General features: G+C 63.7%; 22 protein-coding genes. 11 read left to right on the forward strand and 11 right to left on the reverse strand.

What is annotated here, in order from left to right; all coding sequences use genetic code 11:
* Positions 1 to 2 precede the first annotated feature (2 nt).
* Complete coding sequence (locus ABLV49_RS08580) at positions 3 to 287, reverse strand: BufA1 family periplasmic bufferin-type metallophore (RefSeq protein ID WP_349281180.1); 285 nt, start codon at positions 285 to 287, stop codon at positions 3 to 5.
* 155 nt (positions 288 to 442) lie between these two features.
* Positions 443 to 961: a TlpA family protein disulfide reductase gene (locus tag ABLV49_RS08585; RefSeq protein WP_349281181.1), complete on the reverse strand. Its 519-nt coding sequence runs from the start codon at positions 959 to 961 to the stop codon at positions 443 to 445.
* A 61-nt stretch (positions 962 to 1,022) separates the two neighbouring features.
* Here ABLV49_RS08585 and ABLV49_RS08590 point away from each other — a divergent pair, with 61 nt between their 5' ends.
* Positions 1,023 to 1,610, forward strand: a complete 588-nt coding sequence (locus ABLV49_RS08590; protein ID WP_349281182.1) for a sigma-70 family RNA polymerase sigma factor — start codon at positions 1,023 to 1,025, stop codon at positions 1,608 to 1,610.
* Entirely contained in the window at positions 1,607 to 1,822 is a 216-nt protein-coding gene (locus ABLV49_RS08595) for a zf-HC2 domain-containing protein (protein ID WP_349281183.1), read from the forward strand. The genes ABLV49_RS08590 and ABLV49_RS08595 overlap by 4 nt, the downstream gene beginning before the upstream one ends.
* A 148-nt stretch (positions 1,823 to 1,970) precedes the next feature.
* Here the strand turns inward: ABLV49_RS08595 and ABLV49_RS08600 are convergent, their stop codons facing one another.
* From ABLV49_RS08600 to ABLV49_RS08640, 9 genes are read right to left on the reverse strand one after another with little or no spacing between them, the layout of a single operon-like run.
* The gene (locus tag ABLV49_RS08600; protein WP_349281184.1) at positions 1,971 to 2,213 is read right to left on the reverse strand and encodes a hypothetical protein; all 243 of its coding nucleotides are present in this window, start codon (positions 2,211 to 2,213) and stop codon (positions 1,971 to 1,973) included.
* The gene (locus ABLV49_RS08605) at positions 2,210 to 2,647 is read right to left on the reverse strand and encodes an Ohr family peroxiredoxin (RefSeq protein WP_349281185.1); all 438 of its coding nucleotides are present in this window, start codon (positions 2,645 to 2,647) and stop codon (positions 2,210 to 2,212) included. Before ABLV49_RS08605 ends, ABLV49_RS08600 begins: the two co-directional genes overlap by 4 nt.
* Positions 2,647 to 2,898 (reverse strand): FmdB family zinc ribbon protein, encoded by a 252-nt coding sequence (locus ABLV49_RS08610; RefSeq protein ID WP_349281186.1) that lies wholly within the window; start codon positions 2,896 to 2,898, stop codon positions 2,647 to 2,649. The genes ABLV49_RS08605 and ABLV49_RS08610 overlap by 1 nt, the downstream gene beginning before the upstream one ends.
* 14 nt (positions 2,899 to 2,912) lie before the next feature.
* A complete protein-coding gene (locus ABLV49_RS08615; protein ID WP_349281187.1) occupies positions 2,913 to 3,359 on the reverse strand; it encodes an ArsC/Spx/MgsR family protein in 447 nt (148 codons plus the stop codon).
* A gap of 9 nt (positions 3,360 to 3,368) precedes the next feature.
* Positions 3,369 to 4,136, reverse strand: a complete 768-nt coding sequence (locus tag ABLV49_RS08620; protein ID WP_349281188.1) for an ankyrin repeat domain-containing protein — start codon at positions 4,134 to 4,136, stop codon at positions 3,369 to 3,371.
* Positions 4,133 to 5,821, reverse strand: coding sequence for a nitroreductase family protein (locus ABLV49_RS08625; protein WP_349281189.1), 1,689 nt, complete (start codon positions 5,819 to 5,821; stop codon positions 4,133 to 4,135). Before ABLV49_RS08625 ends, ABLV49_RS08620 begins: the two co-directional genes overlap by 4 nt.
* Positions 5,815 to 6,255 (reverse strand): ankyrin repeat domain-containing protein, encoded by a 441-nt coding sequence (locus ABLV49_RS08630; RefSeq protein WP_349281190.1) that lies wholly within the window; start codon positions 6,253 to 6,255, stop codon positions 5,815 to 5,817. Before ABLV49_RS08630 ends, ABLV49_RS08625 begins: the two co-directional genes overlap by 7 nt.
* A gap of 32 nt (positions 6,256 to 6,287) precedes the next feature.
* Positions 6,288 to 6,896 carry a hypothetical protein gene (locus ABLV49_RS08635; protein ID WP_349281191.1) on the reverse strand — a complete coding sequence of 203 codons (609 nt, stop codon included), beginning with the start codon at positions 6,894 to 6,896 and terminating at the stop codon, positions 6,288 to 6,290.
* 54 nt (positions 6,897 to 6,950) lie between these two features.
* Complete coding sequence (locus ABLV49_RS08640; RefSeq protein WP_349281192.1) at positions 6,951 to 7,379, reverse strand: group II truncated hemoglobin; 429 nt, start codon at positions 7,377 to 7,379, stop codon at positions 6,951 to 6,953.
* 383 nt (positions 7,380 to 7,762) lie between these two features.
* Here ABLV49_RS08640 and nifH point away from each other — a divergent pair, with 383 nt between their 5' ends.
* The 9 genes from nifH (at position 7,763) to ABLV49_RS08685 (ending at position 15,654) form a co-directional block, all read left to right on the forward strand.
* Complete coding sequence (nifH, locus tag ABLV49_RS08645) at positions 7,763 to 8,653, forward strand: nitrogenase iron protein (protein WP_349281193.1); 891 nt, start codon at positions 7,763 to 7,765, stop codon at positions 8,651 to 8,653.
* Positions 8,654 to 8,741: 88 nt separating this feature from the next.
* Entirely contained in the window at positions 8,742 to 10,205 is a 1,464-nt protein-coding gene (nifD, locus tag ABLV49_RS08650; RefSeq protein ID WP_349281194.1) for a nitrogenase molybdenum-iron protein alpha chain, read from the forward strand.
* A 96-nt stretch (positions 10,206 to 10,301) separates the two neighbouring features.
* Positions 10,302 to 11,861 (forward strand): nitrogenase molybdenum-iron protein subunit beta, encoded by a 1,560-nt coding sequence (gene nifK / locus ABLV49_RS08655; RefSeq protein ID WP_349281195.1) that lies wholly within the window; start codon positions 10,302 to 10,304, stop codon positions 11,859 to 11,861.
* A gap of 87 nt (positions 11,862 to 11,948) precedes the next feature.
* On the forward strand, positions 11,949 to 12,296 hold the full coding sequence (locus ABLV49_RS08660) for a 2Fe-2S iron-sulfur cluster-binding protein (RefSeq protein WP_011801727.1): 348 nt from the start codon (positions 11,949 to 11,951) through the stop codon (positions 12,294 to 12,296).
* Positions 12,297 to 12,298: 2 nt separating this feature from the next.
* Positions 12,299 to 12,616: a hypothetical protein gene (locus ABLV49_RS08665; RefSeq protein ID WP_349281196.1), complete on the forward strand. Its 318-nt coding sequence runs from the start codon at positions 12,299 to 12,301 to the stop codon at positions 12,614 to 12,616.
* A gap of 16 nt (positions 12,617 to 12,632) precedes the next feature.
* The gene (locus ABLV49_RS08670; protein WP_349281197.1) at positions 12,633 to 12,872 is read left to right on the forward strand and encodes a hypothetical protein; all 240 of its coding nucleotides are present in this window, start codon (positions 12,633 to 12,635) and stop codon (positions 12,870 to 12,872) included.
* Between the two features lie 41 nt (positions 12,873 to 12,913).
* Positions 12,914 to 13,402 carry a hypothetical protein gene (locus ABLV49_RS08675; RefSeq protein WP_349281198.1) on the forward strand — a complete coding sequence of 163 codons (489 nt, stop codon included), beginning with the start codon at positions 12,914 to 12,916 and terminating at the stop codon, positions 13,400 to 13,402.
* Between the two features lie 22 nt (positions 13,403 to 13,424).
* The gene (locus ABLV49_RS08680) at positions 13,425 to 15,140 is read left to right on the forward strand and encodes an ATP-binding protein (RefSeq protein WP_349281199.1); all 1,716 of its coding nucleotides are present in this window, start codon (positions 13,425 to 13,427) and stop codon (positions 15,138 to 15,140) included.
* A gap of 34 nt (positions 15,141 to 15,174) precedes the next feature.
* The gene (locus ABLV49_RS08685; RefSeq protein ID WP_349281200.1) at positions 15,175 to 15,654 is read left to right on the forward strand and encodes a ferritin-like domain-containing protein; all 480 of its coding nucleotides are present in this window, start codon (positions 15,175 to 15,177) and stop codon (positions 15,652 to 15,654) included.
* Positions 15,655 to 15,811: the final 157 nt, after the last annotated feature.

Here is a 15,811-nt window from a genome sequence, read left to right on the forward strand (position 1 = left end):
CTTCAGCCTTTCCTGGCGGCGGCCTTGACTTGGTCCAGGTTCAATCCGCCGACTTTCTCGCAGCTGCCCTTGGCGACGTATTTCCATTCGCCCTTGTCGCTGTCCACCTTGGACTGGCCGGCGCAGCTGTGCACGCCGGTGATGCTGGCGCAATCGTTCTGGCCGGCCTTGGCAATGCCGAAGCACTTTTCCTTGGCCATGTTGTCCTGCGCCATCACGGGCGAGGAAAACATCGCCAGGGACATCAGCGAGGTGGCGGCGGCGGAAATCAGGGTGCGTTTGTTCATTTGAAAACTCCTTGAAGGCAGGTTGAAGGTGATTGAAAGTGATGGGCTCAAAAACACCAGCCGGTGATGCGTTCCGCAAGCGGGGCTGCTTTGGGGCTGGTTACGTGTTGGTCTGCTGGCGCGGGCCGTTCTTACAGCGGATTGAAATTATTTTTTCAAAGCAGATCGGCAATGCGGTCCCAGGCCTCTGGCGGGATGCGGCCGCTGTACTGCTCGACCACCCGGCCCGACTTGTCCAGCAGGTAGGCGGCGGGCAGGTGGACGGGGCGGGCGATGCTGCTGCGGTAGGCCGTGTCGCCCGCCCACATCGACAGCAGGCGCTCGTTCTTGTTGACCACCGTGAGCACCAGCTGCTCGTATTCGGCCGTGTCCTGCAGCTTGCGGTCCACGCTGACGGTGATCAGCTCGAAGGGCTTGCCGCGCCAGCCCTGCGCATTGGCGCGCAGCTCGGGCATCTTGTCGCGGCAAACCGGGCAATCGGTGGACCAGAACACCACCAGCGTCACCTTGCCGCGCAGGGCCGCCAGGCTGAAAGGCTGGTTCGCCAGCGTGCGGCCGGTAAGCACGGGGATCTCGCCGGGCTTGACGGCCCAGGCGGGGGCGCAGGGTAATGCCAGTGCTAACCCCAGGGCCAGCAGGTGCCGGGTGAAGAAGAAGGATGAGGATGGGCGCATGAGAAAACTCCTGTGTGTCGCGTTTGGTCGGACGGGCGCGGGTTTTCTTACACTAGCGGGCATGGATTTCACCAACCCCGGCGCTTTCGAGCAGCAAATTGCCTCGCACCGCGATTACCTGCTGCGCTTTGCGCGGCTGCAGTTGCGCAACGACACCTGGGCCGAAGACGCCGTGTCCGAAACCGTGCTGGCTGCGCTGGCCAGGCCGCAGGCGTTCGAGCGCCGCTCCCAGCTCAAGACCTGGCTGGTCGGCATCCTCAAGCACAAGGTGATCGACGCGCTGCGCCTGCAGGGCCGCGAGGTCAGCCTGAGCCCTCAGGGTGACGACGCCAGCGCCGACGACCTGCTGGACCAGGCGCTGTTCGCGCCCGACGGCCACTTTGCCGAGCAGCCCGCCGACTGGGGCAACCCCGAGCAGGAACTGGGCAGCCGCCAGTTTTTTGCCGTGCTTGAAGCCTGCGCCGGCAAGCTGCCCGCCGCGCAGGGGCGGCTGTTCCTGATGCGCGAGTGGCTCGAACTCTCCAGCGAAGAGATTTGTAAGGAACTGGGCTTGACGCCGACCAATCTTTACGTGCAACTGCACCGCGCCCGCCAGCGGCTGCGCGAGTGTCTTGAATTGAACTGGTTTGCGAACCCCCAAGCCCTATGAAACCGACTTATCCCCTGAAGCTGACCTGCAAGGAAGCGGCCGCGCTGATGGTCGCCCGCGAGGATCGGGCGCTGCCCCTGGCAGACCGCGCCGCCCTGCGAATGCACCTGCTCATCTGCAAGGCCTGCCCGCGCTTTGAACGCCAGCTGCTGACGATGCGCAACGCCATGAAGCAGTGGCGTGGTTATGTGGACGGGGAAGGGGAGCGCTGAAGGCGGCTTTCTGCGGCTTACTTTCAGGTATTTATGGGTAAAAAAAGGCCGTTTGCGCATGCTGGATATGCGCAGACAGCTATTAAAAAAATAGCAAATTCAGTTCCGGCCGGCCAGCCGCCAGGATGTTTTTCTGCCGGGCGATCTACTACGCCGCGCCTTCCTTGCCCCACGGGTGGCTGCCCGGCACCACGGCGCCTTTCAGGCCCGCCTTTTCAATCGCCGCCAGGTCTTTGTAGAACGTGGCTTCATGCACCAGCGCGCCGCTTTGGGTGGTCACGCCGACATAGCGCGCGCCCCGGTCCACGTCGCACAGGTAGTTGCCGCCCGGATCATCGGTGCTGCGGATGTTGCCGTCCCAGTCCATGAAGTAGCCCGGCGCGGCGCTCATGCGGCCTCCGGCGTGTCGAGCACGGCTTTGAGGTTCAGCGTCATGTTGGTCTTGGTCGCGTCGGCGTAGGGGCAGATGCCCTTGGCGCGTTCCATCAGGCTGTCGGCGGTGCTCTGGTCGAGCGGGCCGGCCATGAAGGCCGTCAGCGTCAGCGCCATGCGGTAGGCGCCCTCGAAATTGACGTACATCGACAGCACGGCTTCGATGTAGCAGCCGCGCAGCGGCAGCTTGTCGGTTTTGGCGATGTGGCGGACCGAGTGCTCGAAACACGCCGCAAAGGCACCGGCAAACAGTTGCTCGGGATTCGGGCCGTCGCCGCTGCCTTTCATTTCCTTGGGCACGGCGAGCTTGAGCTTGAAGCTGCCTTCTTCATTTTGAATCTGGCCGCTGCGCCCGCCCTGGGTCAGCATGGTGGTGGTGTAAACGAGGTCCATCAGATGTTCTTCTTTCCCTGGAGTAGTTTGGCTTTGTCGGAGGGGCTGTAGTGATCAAGGTGGCCCTGGGCGGCGGCGACGCGCCGGTGGGCCATGCGGATGGCTTCGATCTTGCCGGCAGGGGCAAGACGCGAGACCTGCTTTTCCAGCGCCGTGTTGCCGCATTGCGGACAGGCCGGCGTGCTGCCGGCGCGCACCAATGCTTCAAACGGGTGGCCGCAGCCCTGGCAGTTGTAGTCGTAAATGGGCATGGGTTTTCTCCGGTTCAGGATGGGGTGGAGGCGCAGTGGCCGGCTGCGGCGGCGCAGCCTTCCAGTGGCGCTCGGGGCACTCGGGGCACTTGGGAAAGGGGCGCGTTCGGGCCGAGCCCGACCCAGGCGTGGACGCGTTCGGCGTCAAAGCCGGCCATGCGCTGCTCGCCCAGCGCCATCAGCGGGCGGCGGATCAGCAGCGGCTCGGCCAGCAGCAGGGCCAGCGCCGCCTCGGCGTCCAGCGTTTCAGGAATGATTTCGCCGGACTTGATGCGCGGCGCGGCGCGGTTGAACCAGTCGGCCACCGGCAGCGGCGCCAGGAAGGGCTGCAGCGACTCGGCCGTCCAGGGCCAGCTCAGCAGGTCGCGCGCATCCAGCGTGTGGCGGGCGGCGCGCAGCAGGGCTTTTTGTTTGGCATTGCCGCCGCAGCCGGGTTTCTCGAAAAAGGTGATGTGGGCCATGGGGAACGCCTAGTGTTTGCGAAGCAGTTGCAGGCAGTCGAGGTTGGCGGCCATGTCCAGCGCGCTGAAGTCGTCCTGCGTGCGCAGGCTCATGTCGGCGTTGAGTAGCAGCAGCGTGCGCAGCACATCGGTCTTGCCCGAGGACGCGGCATACATCAGGCAGGTGGCGCCGGTGCTGTTGGCGTGGTTGATGGGAACGCCGGCCGCCACCAGGCGCTTCATGACGTCAGGATTGCCGTTGACGCAGGCCAGCCAGAGCGCGTTGTTGCCGTCGCCGTTGACGGCGTCCAGCACCACGCCGTGCGCCAGCAAGGCCTCGACGATGCCGGCGGCGCCGCGCCAGGCGGCCACCATCAGCGGTGTGTTGCCGTGCGCGCCGCGCCCGTCCGGGCCGACAAAGCCCTCACGCGCCAGCCAGGCGGCGAGTTCGGGCGTGGGCGTCTTGCCGGACGGGTTGGCGGTCGCCGTTCCGGTGACCCAGGCCGCATGGCCGCCGACCAGGTCGCAGACATCGGTAAAGCCGAAGTCGGCGAACATCTGCGCCCAGGTCTGGCTGGCGTTGCCGTGGTAGCAGTAAATCAGCACCGGCTGGCGGCGCTCCGTGCGCAGCAGCAGCTGGTCCTGGTTGTGGCGCCCCAGGAACACCGCGCCGGGCCAGCCGTTCCTGGCATGGCTGTCGGCGTCGCGGGCGTCAAGCAGCAGCGCGTTGGGGCGCTGGCCCTGCCAGGCGCCCAGCTCGGCGAGCGTGAGGCGGCGGAACATGCGTTGGCCTTTCATGGCGCGGCCCTTGGGGTGGGTGGACGAAGGTGGGCAGAGGAGTCCATGGTTTCCTGTCGGTCGTAAGGTGGAAAACGGGTGATGCGCTCATCCGGCATGGGCAGCCCGACGCTGAAGTGGTAGAGCACCTGCCAGGTCTGCGGGGCCGGGCCGGACAAGCCCAGAAGTTCATGCACGGGGTCGTCAAAGTAGCAGCCGATGCCGGTGCCGCGCAGCCCGGCGGCTTCGGCTTCGAGGTAGAGCGACTGGCCGATCAGCCCGGCTTCGCGCAGCAGTTCGCGGTACTGCCAGGGGGCGGGGCCGATCCGGGGGGTGAATTCGGCCAGCAGCGCGACGACAAACAGCGCATCGGCGGCAATCGCCTGGTGGCAGCTCAGCGTGCGCAGGGTGCCGGCCAGCGCGGGGTTCTGGACCAGCTCGTGCAGCGGCACGCCGGGCGGGCTGTTCGGAACCTGCTGCCAGGCCAGATGTGCCAGCGCGGCCTGGAGCGCGGGCAGGGCCGACGGATGGCGCGCAAGCAGGTAGGCGCCGGGGGCCAGGCCGTCGATGCGGTGCGCAAACAGCACGGCATGCACGGCCGGGAGCCTGTTTCCTGTGTCCCAGGGAAGGGCCGCGTGGCCGTCTTCGGTCTGCGGCATCAGGGCTTCGAGCATCGGCCAGAGGCGTTCGGCGTCAAGCCGGGCGCGGCGGTCAAAGCGCTGGGCGCTGCGGCGTGAACGGATCAGGTCGGCGGCGCTGGTTTGGGTGTTGGGCAGCAGGCGGCGGGCCGCCATGGGCAGCCCGGACGCGGCGGGCGTTGGCACGCTGCGGCGCGAAGCCTGGGCCGCCTGCTCAATGACTGGCCAGTGGTACATCGGCCGGGGATCAAGCCGGTTGGCCTGTCCCTGCCACGCGGCACCTGGCAGCCACGCCAGCGGGTCGCAGCCTTCAAGGTTGCCGGGCGTCAGCAGCAGTTCAAACACGGCTTCGGGTTCTTCGCGCTCGGCGCGGGCAAAGTCGCTGGCGCGGTCCAGGCCCAGCAGCCTGGCGATGTCGTCATGCGTGAGGGCGACTTCCCGCAGGCGCCAGCCGAGCACGGCGGCGGCATAGCGCAGCGCGCCGATGGCGTGGCCCATGTCGAGCTGGCAGTAGCGAAAGGCGCGCTCGCCGTATTTCCAGGCCTCGCGCCAGTGAATCGAGCTGAAACCGACCAGCAGGCGGGGCGGGGCGCTGCTTTCCTGCGGTATGGGCGGTATGGGCGGAGTGAGCGCGGCGCGCTGCTCCAGCGCATGTTCCCTGGGGGCGTAGTGGTAAAGGCCGTCATCCAGATAAGCCAGTCCGCTGGCCAGCAGATACACCTCGGTCGGGTGCAGGTTGCCGCTGGAGGGGTTGCAGCGCTGCGCCCAGCGGTCCGGCCCCAGCTGCTTCCAGGCCGACAGCGCAAACGAGAGTTCAAACAGCAGGCCAATGCTTCGCAGCGTGGCCGGGTGCGGCGCGATGGCGCCGGGGGTGAAGATTCGGCTCCAGGCCACCTTTTCGTCATTGGCGGGCAGCGGCAGCGGCGTCAGCGGCGCTCCGGCGAAGCGGCGAAACGGGTCGGGCTGCGCATCCCAGTCCAGGGTCTCCGGGCCGAAGGCGTAGCGCTCCAGCCGGTGCTTGGTCCGCTCGTGGTAGGCCAGCAGGGTGGCTGCGTGGGGGTTCAGCATGGGTGTGCCGGGTGGTTCAGGGGTTTCAGCCGCAGGCTCCGGGCGCCGCGCATCTGCCGGGCGCTGCGGCCATCGGGGGCGTACAGGTCCGCCGTCGCCCCGTGGTCCAGCAGCAGGCGCTGTGTTTCCCGCTGGCTGCGCCTGGCGGCCTGCATCAGGCAGGTCAGGCCATCGTCGTTGGCGTGGTCAATGGGGGCGCCGGCCTCGATCAGCCGGCGGATCACCGCCAGGTTGCCGTGCAGGCAGGCAAACCAGAGCGCGTTGTTGCCCTCGTCGTTGACGGCGTGGGTCGCGGCGCCACAGGCCAGCAGGGCGAGGACGATGGCGTCCTCGCCCTGCCGGGCGGCCCGCATCAGCGGCGTGTCACCGTGGGTATGGCGGGCGTGCAGGCCGGGAAAGCCTTGCTTTGCCAGCCAGGTGGTGAGGGCGCTCATGGAGCCAGTCATGGGACCAGTCTTCGGAAAGCTCAGACGGGCCGGTTTTCGTTCGGATTGCGCACCGGCCCCATCAGCTCCAGGCCTTCGGCGTAGGTGATGGTGTCAAAGGTGATGTCGTACTTCAGCGCGGCGTTGGCCACGGCATCGAGCTTGCCGGCGGTGTCTTTTTTCTTCAGGTCGTTCTTTTCCAGGTAGAGCAGGTCCAGCATCTCGTTGTACACCGTCGATTCGAGGATCGGCAGCACATAGAACATCGCGCCCTTGTAAGGCACCTGGTATTTCTTGGACAGGTCGATGTTGTCGCAGAACAGGAAATACTTGCCGCCGGCGCTCAGCGTGTCGCCCAGCACTTCGGCCACGTCCTTGAGGTATTCAAAGCTCAGCAGGTAGCCGGCAAAGAAGGGCAGTTGTGCTTCACCGACAGTGGCAACGGCCATGACCTGGGTGCAGAGCAACTCGGGCGGGCGGGCTTCGTCGGCCAGCTTGGGCGCAAAGCGCAGGGCCAGCTCGCCGCGAAAACCGATGCGGCCGGGCTTGGCTGTCGGGCCCTTGACCAGGGGATTGAGCATTCGGCCCTCTTGTTCGAGCCGCGCAAATGCGGTGTCGTCGATGGCTTTGCGTTCTAGGGTTGCAGTCATGAAGATTCCTTCAGGGGTGGTAGAAAGGGTTGAGGTTGATGGGGGCAGGGGTTTTCAGGGGCTGGTGTTGCGCATCCAGTCGGCGGTCTTGAAAAAAGCGGTCATCAATGCGCCGTGCAGCTCGGGCGTGGCGCCAGCGTCATCGAGCGCTGCGCGCATGCAGGCCAGCCAGGCGTCGCGCTCGGCCACGCCGATGGAAAAGCCGCCGTGGCGCATGCGCAGGCGCGGGTGGCCGCGCTGGGCCGAATAGTCTTTTGGGCCGCCCAGCCATTCACACAGGTACAGCACCAGCACGGCCTTGGTCGAGGCGAGGTCGGGCTCGTGCATGGCGCGAATGCCGCTGGCGTCAAGCCGCGTATCCATATGACGGTAAAAAGCATTCACCAGCCGCACGACACCGGCCTGGCCGCCGAGCAGCTCGAAGTGCGTTGCCGGCGGCTGGCTGGCCGGGGAAGTTGCAGCAGTGGCTGTGGTGGGGTTCATGCCGCTTCTATCAGCAATGACCGTACCAGGCATAAGGAAGCCATGCAGTCCTGCAAACCCGACACAAACCCGGGCTGCGGCAGGCCGGAGGCGGAATTTTTGCGACACGCTGCGGGACTTTTGTCGGGAAATTGACAAAGCCCGAAAGCGCCTGCCCGCATCCCCGGAAAACAGCGTTTCCCCTCTGAAAAGCTCTTGTTTCAGCGGGTTGAAAAGACACTTCAAACGGCTGGCACGGAAGGTGCAGTAAGGAGACTGCGCGGACATCGGTCCGGCCGAACGTGAACCCAAGAATAAGACCAACTGGCACGAAAGGCTGACACAAAGTCGCGGCTACGCAAACGTTAGGTTTTTTTTAACCCTTCCTTGAATGGAGTACTGCAATGGCCAAACTTCGGCAAATCGCCTTTTACGGCAAAGGTGGCATCGGTAAATCGACCACTTCCCAAAACACCCTGGCGGCCCTGTCCGACCTCGGTCAGAAAATCCTGATCGTCGGCTGCGACCCCAAGGCCGACTCGACCCGCCTGATCCTTCACGCAAAAGCCCAGGACACCATCCTGTCGCTGGCCGCTGAAGCCGGTTCCGTCGAGGATCTGGAACTCGAAGACGTCATGAAGATCGGCTACAAGGACATCCGCTGCGTCGAGTCCGGCGGCCCAGAGCCAGGAGTTGGCTGCGCTGGCCGCGGTGTCATCACCTCGATCAACTTCCTTGAAGAAAACGGCGCCTACGACGGCGTTGACTATGTTTCCTACGACGTGCTGGGCGACGTGGTGTGCGGCGGTTTCGCCATGCCCATCCGCGAAAACAAGGCGCAGGAAATCTACATCGTCATGTCCGGCGAAATGATGGCCATGTACGCCGCCAACAACATCTCCAAGGGCATTTTGAAGTATGCCAATTCGGGTGGCGTGCGTCTGGGCGGCCTGGTCTGCAACGAGCGCCAGACCGACAAGGAATACGAGCTGGCTGACGCCCTGTCCGGCATGCTGGGCACCAAGCTGATCCACTTCATCCCACGCGACAACGTCGTTCAGCACGCTGAGCTGCGCCGCATGACGGTGATCGAGTACGCACCTGAGTCCAAGCAGGCCGGCGAATACCGCACCCTGGCTTCGAAGATCCACAACAACGCTGGCAACGGCACGATCCCTACCCCGATCACGATGGATCAGCTCGAAGACATGCTGATGGAATTCGGCATCATGGAAGCGATTGACGAGTCGGAAGTCGGCAAGGCCGCCGCCGCAGCCGCAGCCTTGGCTGCCTAAGAGGCTTTAAGACCGGCCGGGTTCACCGCAGGCTGAATCGGGCCGGTCTTGTGCCAGAGAAAAAAACTATTTACCACTGGAGTTCCCCATGACTGCCACCGTTGAAGAGCGCAAGGCCGCGAACAAGGCCCTGATTGATGAAGTGCTGAAGGCTTATCCTGAAAAGATGGCCAAGCGGCGCGCCAAACACCTGGGCACGTTTGAAGACGGCAAGCCCGATTGCGGCGTCAAGTCCAATATCAAGTCCTTACCCGGCGTCATGACCATTCGCGGTTGCGCCTACGCTGGCTCCAAAGGCGTGGTGTGGGGCCCGATCAAGGACATGATCCACATCAGCCACGGCCCGGTCGGCTGCGGTCAATACTCGTGGGCTGCCCGCCGCAACTACTACATCGGCATTACCGGCATCGACACCTTCGTGACGATGCAGTTCACCTCCGATTTCCAGGAAAAAGACATCGTCTTCGGCGGCGACAAAAAGCTCGACAAGATCATCGACGAGATCCAGGAACTGTTCCCGCTGAACAAGGGTATCTCGATTCAGTCGGAATGCCCGATTGGCCTGATCGGCGACGACATCGAAGCCGTGTCGAAAAAGAAGAGCAAGGAATACGTTGGCAAGACCATCGTTCCCGTGCGCTGCGAAGGTTTCCGTGGCGTGAGCCAGTCGCTCGGCCACCATCTGGCCAACGACGCGATCCGCGACTGGGTGTTCGACAAGGTCGATCCCAACAAGCACCCCGAATTTGTCTCCACCCCTTACGACGTGGCCATCATCGGCGACTACAACATCGGTGGCGATGCCTGGTCCAGCCGCATTTTGCTCGAAGAAATGGGCCTGCGCGTGATTTCCCAGTGGTCCGGCGACGGCACCATCGCTGAAATCGAGAACACGCCCAAAGCCAAACTCAATGTGCTGCATTGCTACCGCTCGATGAACTACATCAGCCGGCACATGGAAGAAAAGTACGGTATTCCATGGGTTGAGTACAACTTCTTCGGCCCCACGATGATCGAGAAAAGCCTGCGCGAAATCGCCAGCCACTTCGACGACACCATCAAGGCCAAGGCCGAAGAGGTGATCGCCAAGTACCGTCCTCTGATGGAGGCCGTGGTGGCCCGGTTCAAGCCGCGCCTGCAAGGCAAGAAGGTCATGCTGTTCGTCGGCGGCCTGCGTCCGCGTCACGTCATCGGCGCCTACGAAGACTTAGGCATGGATGTGGTCGGCACCGGCTACGAGTTCGGCCACAACGACGACTACCAGCGCACCACGCACTACGTGAAAGACGGCACGCTGATCTATGACGACGTGACCGGCTACGAATTCGAAAAATTCGTCGAGCAGGTGCAGCCCGATCTCGTGGGCTCGGGCATCAAGGAAAAGTATGTGTTCCAGAAGATGGGCGTGCCTTTCCGCCAGATGCACAGCTGGGATTACTCCGGTCCTTACCACGGCTACGACGGTTTTGCCATCTTCGCCCGTGACATGGACATGGCGATTTCCAGCCCGATCTGGGCACTGACCAAGGCGCCCTGGAAGAAAGCCGCTTAAGACCCCGGACGGCCGGTGACCGCCGGCCGCCCTTTCCCACGATGACCGGCGCGATGGCCAGCCATCGCGCCTCTCGCTAACCTTTGGAGCCCCACCATGCCTCAATCAGCCGACAAGATTCTCGACCACGAACTGCTGTTCCGTGAGCCCGAGTACCAAGAGATTTTCCGCAGCAAGAAAGCGGACTTCGAGTTCAACCATTCCGACGAAACGGTCAAGCAGATCGTCGAATGGACCAAGACCGAAGACTACAAGCAAAAGAACTTCGCCCGCGATTCGCTGAGCGTGAATCCGGCCAAGGCCTGCCAGCCGCTGGGCGCTGTGTTTGTCGCCAACGGCTTTGCCAAGACGCTGTCCTTCGTTCACGGCAGCCAGGGGTGCGTGGCTTACTACCGCTCGCACTTCTCGCGTCACTTCAAAGAGCCAACGTCCTGCGTCAGCTCCTCGATGACCGAAGATGCAGCCGTGTTCGGCGGCCTGAACAACATGGTCGATGGCCTGTCCAACGCCTACAGCCTGTACAAGCCCGACATGATTGCCGTCTCGACCACCTGCATGGCCGAAGTGATTGGTGACGACGTTGACGCCTTCATCAAGACCAGCAAGCAAAAAGGCAGCGTGCCCGACGACTTCGACGTGCCGTTCGCCCACACGCCCGCGTTTGTCGGCAGCCACATCACCGGCTACGACAATGCGCTGCTGGGCATCCTGCGCCACTTCTGGGACGGCAAGGCCAAGACCACCGAACCGATGGTTCGCGTGGAAGATGAAAGCATCAACTTCATTGGCGGCTTTGACGGCTATGTCGTTGGCAACATGAAGGAAATCCGCCGGATTTTCAGCCTGTTCGGCGTCAAGGTCAACATCATCTGCGACCCGTCCGGCAACTGGAACACGCCCACCGACGGCGAGTTCCGCATGTACGCCGGCGGCACCACGAAGGAAGAAGTCCAGGCTGCATTGCATGCCAAGGCGACCATCGTGTTCCAGGAATACTGCTGCGAGAAAACCAGTAAGTTCATCCGTGAACATGGCCAGGAAGTGGTTGCACTGAATGCGCCCGTGGGCGTGGCCGGAACCGACAAGTTCCTGATGGAAATCTCGCGCCTGACCGGCAAGCCGATTCCCGCCGAACTCGAAAAAGAGCGCGGCGAACTGGTCGATGCCATGGCCGACAGCCAGGCCCACCTGCACGGCAAGCGCTTCGCACTGTATGGTGATCCTGACCAGATGCTGGGCTACGCCGGATTCCTGCTGGAACTCGGTGCCGAACCCTCGCACGTCCTGGCTACCAATGGCGGTAAAGAGTGGGAGATCAAGGTTCAGGCCCTGTTCGACTCGTCGCCTTACGGCGCGGGCTGCAAGGTGTATCCGAAACGCGATTTGTGGCACCTGCGTTCGCTGATGTTCACCGAGCCGGTGGACTTCCTGATCGGCAACACCTACGGCAAGTACCTGGAGCGCGACACCAAGACGCCGCTGATCCGCATGGTGTTTCCGATTTTTGATCGCCACCACTACCACCGTTTCCCCACCTGGGGCTACGAAGGCGGCATGCGCGTCCTGGTGACCTTGCTCGATGAGTTCTTCGAAGCGCTCGATGCCAACACCATCGTTCCGGGCAAGACCGACTACAGCTACGACATCATCCGTTGATGTGCCTGCAGGGCCGGGTTCACCCCCCCGGCCCTGCATTTCGCCGCTTACCGCTTATCTCTCGTTCAACCTATTCCCGAGTACATCATGGCCAATGTAACTTTTAGCTCCCCCGAGATGAAGAAGGATGTGACGGTGTATGCCATCGCCGGCGACACCAGGACGCTGCTGTCCGTGGCCAAGGCCAACAAGATTCCTGTGGAATTCGAGTGCGAGAACGGCGAGTGCGGCTCCTGCCAGGTGCAGGTGTCCGTGCTGTCCGCCAAGACGCCCATCGGCATGGCGTTGACGCAAAAGGAAAAAACCGTCCTCAAGCTGGCCGGCAAGATCACCGCCCAGCAGATTGAAGAAGCCGAAACCAAGGACTTGCCGCCACCCTGGCGCCTGGCCTGCCAGATGGTTCTGCGCGATGAAGACATTTTGGTGAAGTTCTGATCATGGAAGCCACCTACATCAAGTCCACACAGGACGGCCGCAAGGTTGAGGTGATTGATGGCTGGATCTGCCTGGCCGGCGCGCGCGAGGCCGACAGCCTGATTCCTCTGGAAGAACACCCCAACCGGCAGGCCATCAGCAAGGCCGTTCCGGGTGCGACGCATGCGGCCGGGCGCTTGCCCTTTACCCATGTGGAAGCCGCCATCGCGCAAAGCGCCCTGTCGGCGGCAAAACGGATTTTTGACGCCAGCCCGAGCGGCATCACGCAACGCCTGCGCCATGCGGTGTGGGCCAAGGCGGCTGCCGAAGGCGTGGAATAAACCCAGGAGAAAATAGATGCTCGTTCGATGTGATGGAACCCGCAGCGGCTACCAGCTGCTGTGCAATGGAAGTGTTTACCAATGCGTCTGCGGCCAGACCGGCTGCGTGCAAAGCAAGACGGCGACCTGCAGCAAGCAGGGCTTTTCAGTGCTGGGCAAATGCGTTGCCTGCGGCGCCGTCGGCCAGCATGTCCTGCTGGCCCCCGAGGCGGTCGGCTTTCGCCGCACGCTGATGCAGGATCCGCAGACTTCCTGAAACCCAACCCTCAACCTCTAAGCGATAGACGGGAGCTTGCCGTGATTTATGTGGTCGAACTTCCTGAGCAGGGCAAGCCGCGCGCCTGGTTTGCCTATGACGATGAAGACTTCTCGCGCAAGGTGGCGGCCTCCGACCCTCTCCAGCCGTGGGAAATCCACGATGAGGTGACGGCCCGCGAACTGCTGGAAGACCTTGGCCACCCGGTGCTCGACGCCGCAGCGCGCGAGCGTTTTCCCGCCATCTGCGCGCTGGGCGACGAACACGGCTGGGATACGCCGCTGTACCGGGCTGACCACTTGCTGGGCCGGGGTGTTTTTCAGACCGAACCCGTGGCCGAGCGCGATGCCCTGACAGCGGCGCTGGCCGCGCGCAGCGGCGTCACCAGTTGCATCTACTGGAGCGACCGCGATGCGATTGGCGCTTTTGAAGGGGCAGACCCCCGCATTGCCGGCAAGGCCCTGTGGTGGGCGCGCCGCACGCTGTACGAGCAGCTGGTCGAGCTGGAAGTGCTGGCGGACGACAACTAAAGCCTGCACGGAGGATTCAGCGATGAAGCTGCGTATTGAACGCCCCCATGCCCACGCCCTGGCGGGCGAATTTCCTGAACTGGCGGTGCTGCTGGAGCAGTTGCGCTTCGGCGCGCATGCCGAAATCGAACTGCAGCAACTCTCGCCCGGCGTGCTCGACCGCCTGGGCCAGCTCTGGCAGGAAGGCGGCGCCAGCCAGCAGCGCCGCGCCGCGCAACTCGGCTCGCTGCGCCAGGCGCTGCATGATGGCGCCAGCGAGCGCTTCACCGCCGAGACACTGGAAAAAGTGGTGCCCGCCTTTGTCCGCTACATTGCCGCCGATGCACGCTACGGCTGGCTGTTCAGCGCCGACACCGACGGCCAGCCGCTGGCCTGGTGCCCGACGCGCATCGACTACATTCCCGCTTCCAACGACGAAACCGGCAAGGTCTTGATTGAACTCAAGGCCAACGCCAAGGCCGGCGTGATTCAACAAACCATTCGCCTGACGGGCGGCGATGTCAAGGGCCGCAGCGTGGCCGAGATGCTGCTGTCGCGCGGGCTGGTGCGCGAGTCGGCGGCCCTGCTGCAAGCCTACGAGGCTACCCTGGAGCGCTACTTTGACTGGCGCGCCCAGAACGGCGCGCAGTTCGAGGGGCGCGGCACCGCTTTCCATGCGCAAGACCCGAGCGCCACCCACCGCGACAGCGACTGGCTGCGCAAGGACGTGGTGATTCTTTCGGCGCAGGGCACGGCGGCCCGGCTGGTCAACGACGAAAGCGTGCTGCAGCAGCGCAACCCCAGCCTGGAGGCGACTGGCGAAGTGCTGTCCAACTACCTGAGCAAGGCCGCCAAGAGCAACCATTTTGACGCCGAGGACGAAGTGCTGGCGCTGCACGCCGAGCTGAAGCACCAGCCCGCCTTGTTCAAGCGCCTGCCGGTGCATCCGCTGATTTTGATGTTTCACCTTGAGTTGCACCACCATGTCTGGGTGCATGTCAGCGACCTCGAACCCTATGCCTACCAGCCGCAGCTCAAGCACAAGCTGGTGCTGCCGCCCGAGCAGACCGATTTGATCGACATCCTGACCGCCGAGATGGACGTGCTGATGGACGACATCATCGCCGGCAAGTCCGGCGGCACCACCGTGCTGTGCGCCGGACCGCCCGGCGTGGGCAAGACGCTGACCGCCGAGGTCTATGCCGAGATCATCCGCCGCCCGCTGTACCGCGTGCATTCCGGCCAGCTGGGCCTGAACGTCACGACGATGGAAGCGTCGCTGAAGGAAATCCTGCTGCGCGCGCAGCGCTGGGGCGCCGTGCTGCTGATCGACGAGGCCGATGTGTACATCAAGCGGCGCGACGACAACCTGACCATGAACGCCGTGGTCGGTGTGTTTTTGCGCGTGCTGGAGTATTTCAACGGCCTGCTGTTTTTGACGACCAACCGCATCGACGACATTGACGAAGCCATCGTCTCGCGCTGCATCGCGCTGATCCGCTATCACGCGCCCGATGCGGCCGGCCGGCGGCGCATCTGGCAGGTGATGGGCGAGCAGTTCGGGCTCTGCCTGGAGGAGGGCATGCTCGATACGCTGCCGGCGCTGTTTCCGGCCGCCACCGGGCGCGACATCAAGGGGCTGGCCAAGCTGGTCGCCAAGTACTGCCGCCACAAGCAGGAAAAGGCGACGCGCGAGGTGTTCCTGCGCTGCGCGATGTTTCGCGGCCTCGATCCCGCCCTGCCGGTGCTGGCCATTTGAAGGCGCCCGCACAGGCTTTTGACAAAGGAAGAACATGAAAACCGTAGAAGAATTTCTGGCCCATACGATTCAGCTGGAGAGCGAGGCAGCCTTGCGCTTCGGCCAGCTCGCCGATGCCATGACCACGGCCGGCAACAAGGAAGTAGGGCGGCTGTTTCGCCGCCTGGCCGACTATTCGCTGCTGCACCTGGGCGATGCCAAGGCGCGCGCGGGCTTTCGCACCTTGCCCGAGATGAAGGCGGGCGACTACCGCTGGCCCGACGTTGAAAGCCCCGAGGCCGCAGCGATCTGGGCCGCCGATCCGTTCATCGGCATCGAGCAGGCGCTGCAGGTGGCACTCGATGCCGAGAGCGCCGGCCTGGATTTTTACGCCGAGGTGCTGGAGTCCACCACCGACCCTGAAATCCGCGTGCTGGCCAAGGAGTTCGTCGAGGAAGAATCCCAGCATGTCGCCGAATTGCAGCGCTGGATGAAGCTGCACCTGAGCGGCCAGGCGCTGCCGACCGAGGGCTGAAGGAGTTTTTTGTAACTACTCGGCTTCAGTAGGCCGTCATTCCCGCGCAGGCGGGAATCCAGCAACGAGGGTTGAATGCTCACACCGGCCTGGATTCCCGCCTGCGCGGGAATGACGCTCTTTAGGTTTGCTTGCATTCTGCTGGACCGAGTAGTTA

Source organism: Polaromonas hydrogenivorans, assembly GCF_040105105.1.
GTDB classification, from domain to species: Bacteria; Pseudomonadota; Gammaproteobacteria; order Burkholderiales; family Burkholderiaceae_C; genus Polaromonas; species Polaromonas hydrogenivorans.

Excerpts from the sequence above, each read along its gene's own strand:
- ABLV49_RS08580 (WP_349281180.1), bottom strand. The coding sequence starts at position 287 with ATGAACAAACGCACCCTGATTTCCGCCGCCGCCACCTCGCTGATGTCC.
- ABLV49_RS08585 (WP_349281181.1), bottom strand. The coding sequence starts at position 961 with ATGCGCCCATCCTCATCCTTCTTCTTCACCCGGCACCTGCTGGCCCTG.
- ABLV49_RS08590 (WP_349281182.1), top strand. The coding sequence starts at position 1,023 with ATGGATTTCACCAACCCCGGCGCTTTCGAGCAGCAAATTGCCTCGCAC.
- ABLV49_RS08595 (WP_349281183.1), top strand. The coding sequence starts at position 1,607 with ATGAAACCGACTTATCCCCTGAAGCTGACCTGCAAGGAAGCGGCCGCG.
- ABLV49_RS08600 (WP_349281184.1), bottom strand. The coding sequence starts at position 2,213 with ATGAGCGCCGCGCCGGGCTACTTCATGGACTGGGACGGCAACATCCGC.
- ABLV49_RS08605 (WP_349281185.1), bottom strand. The coding sequence starts at position 2,647 with ATGGACCTCGTTTACACCACCACCATGCTGACCCAGGGCGGGCGCAGC.
- ABLV49_RS08610 (WP_349281186.1), bottom strand. The coding sequence starts at position 2,898 with ATGCCCATTTACGACTACAACTGCCAGGGCTGCGGCCACCCGTTTGAA.
- ABLV49_RS08615 (WP_349281187.1), bottom strand. The coding sequence starts at position 3,359 with ATGGCCCACATCACCTTTTTCGAGAAACCCGGCTGCGGCGGCAATGCC.
- ABLV49_RS08620 (WP_349281188.1), bottom strand. The coding sequence starts at position 4,136 with ATGAAAGGCCAACGCATGTTCCGCCGCCTCACGCTCGCCGAGCTGGGC.
- ABLV49_RS08625 (WP_349281189.1), bottom strand. The coding sequence starts at position 5,821 with ATGCTGAACCCCCACGCAGCCACCCTGCTGGCCTACCACGAGCGGACC.
- ABLV49_RS08630 (WP_349281190.1), bottom strand. The coding sequence starts at position 6,255 with ATGAGCGCCCTCACCACCTGGCTGGCAAAGCAAGGCTTTCCCGGCCTG.
- ABLV49_RS08635 (WP_349281191.1), bottom strand. The coding sequence starts at position 6,896 with ATGACTGCAACCCTAGAACGCAAAGCCATCGACGACACCGCATTTGCG.
- ABLV49_RS08640 (WP_349281192.1), bottom strand. The coding sequence starts at position 7,379 with ATGAACCCCACCACAGCCACTGCTGCAACTTCCCCGGCCAGCCAGCCG.
- nifH (WP_349281193.1), top strand. The coding sequence starts at position 7,763 with ATGGCCAAACTTCGGCAAATCGCCTTTTACGGCAAAGGTGGCATCGGT.
- nifD (WP_349281194.1), top strand. The coding sequence starts at position 8,742 with ATGACTGCCACCGTTGAAGAGCGCAAGGCCGCGAACAAGGCCCTGATT.
- nifK (WP_349281195.1), top strand. The coding sequence starts at position 10,302 with ATGCCTCAATCAGCCGACAAGATTCTCGACCACGAACTGCTGTTCCGT.
- ABLV49_RS08660 (WP_011801727.1), top strand. The coding sequence starts at position 11,949 with ATGGCCAATGTAACTTTTAGCTCCCCCGAGATGAAGAAGGATGTGACG.
- ABLV49_RS08665 (WP_349281196.1), top strand. The coding sequence starts at position 12,299 with ATGGAAGCCACCTACATCAAGTCCACACAGGACGGCCGCAAGGTTGAG.
- ABLV49_RS08670 (WP_349281197.1), top strand. The coding sequence starts at position 12,633 with ATGCTCGTTCGATGTGATGGAACCCGCAGCGGCTACCAGCTGCTGTGC.
- ABLV49_RS08680 (WP_349281199.1), top strand. The coding sequence starts at position 13,425 with ATGAAGCTGCGTATTGAACGCCCCCATGCCCACGCCCTGGCGGGCGAA.
- ABLV49_RS08685 (WP_349281200.1), top strand. The coding sequence starts at position 15,175 with ATGAAAACCGTAGAAGAATTTCTGGCCCATACGATTCAGCTGGAGAGC.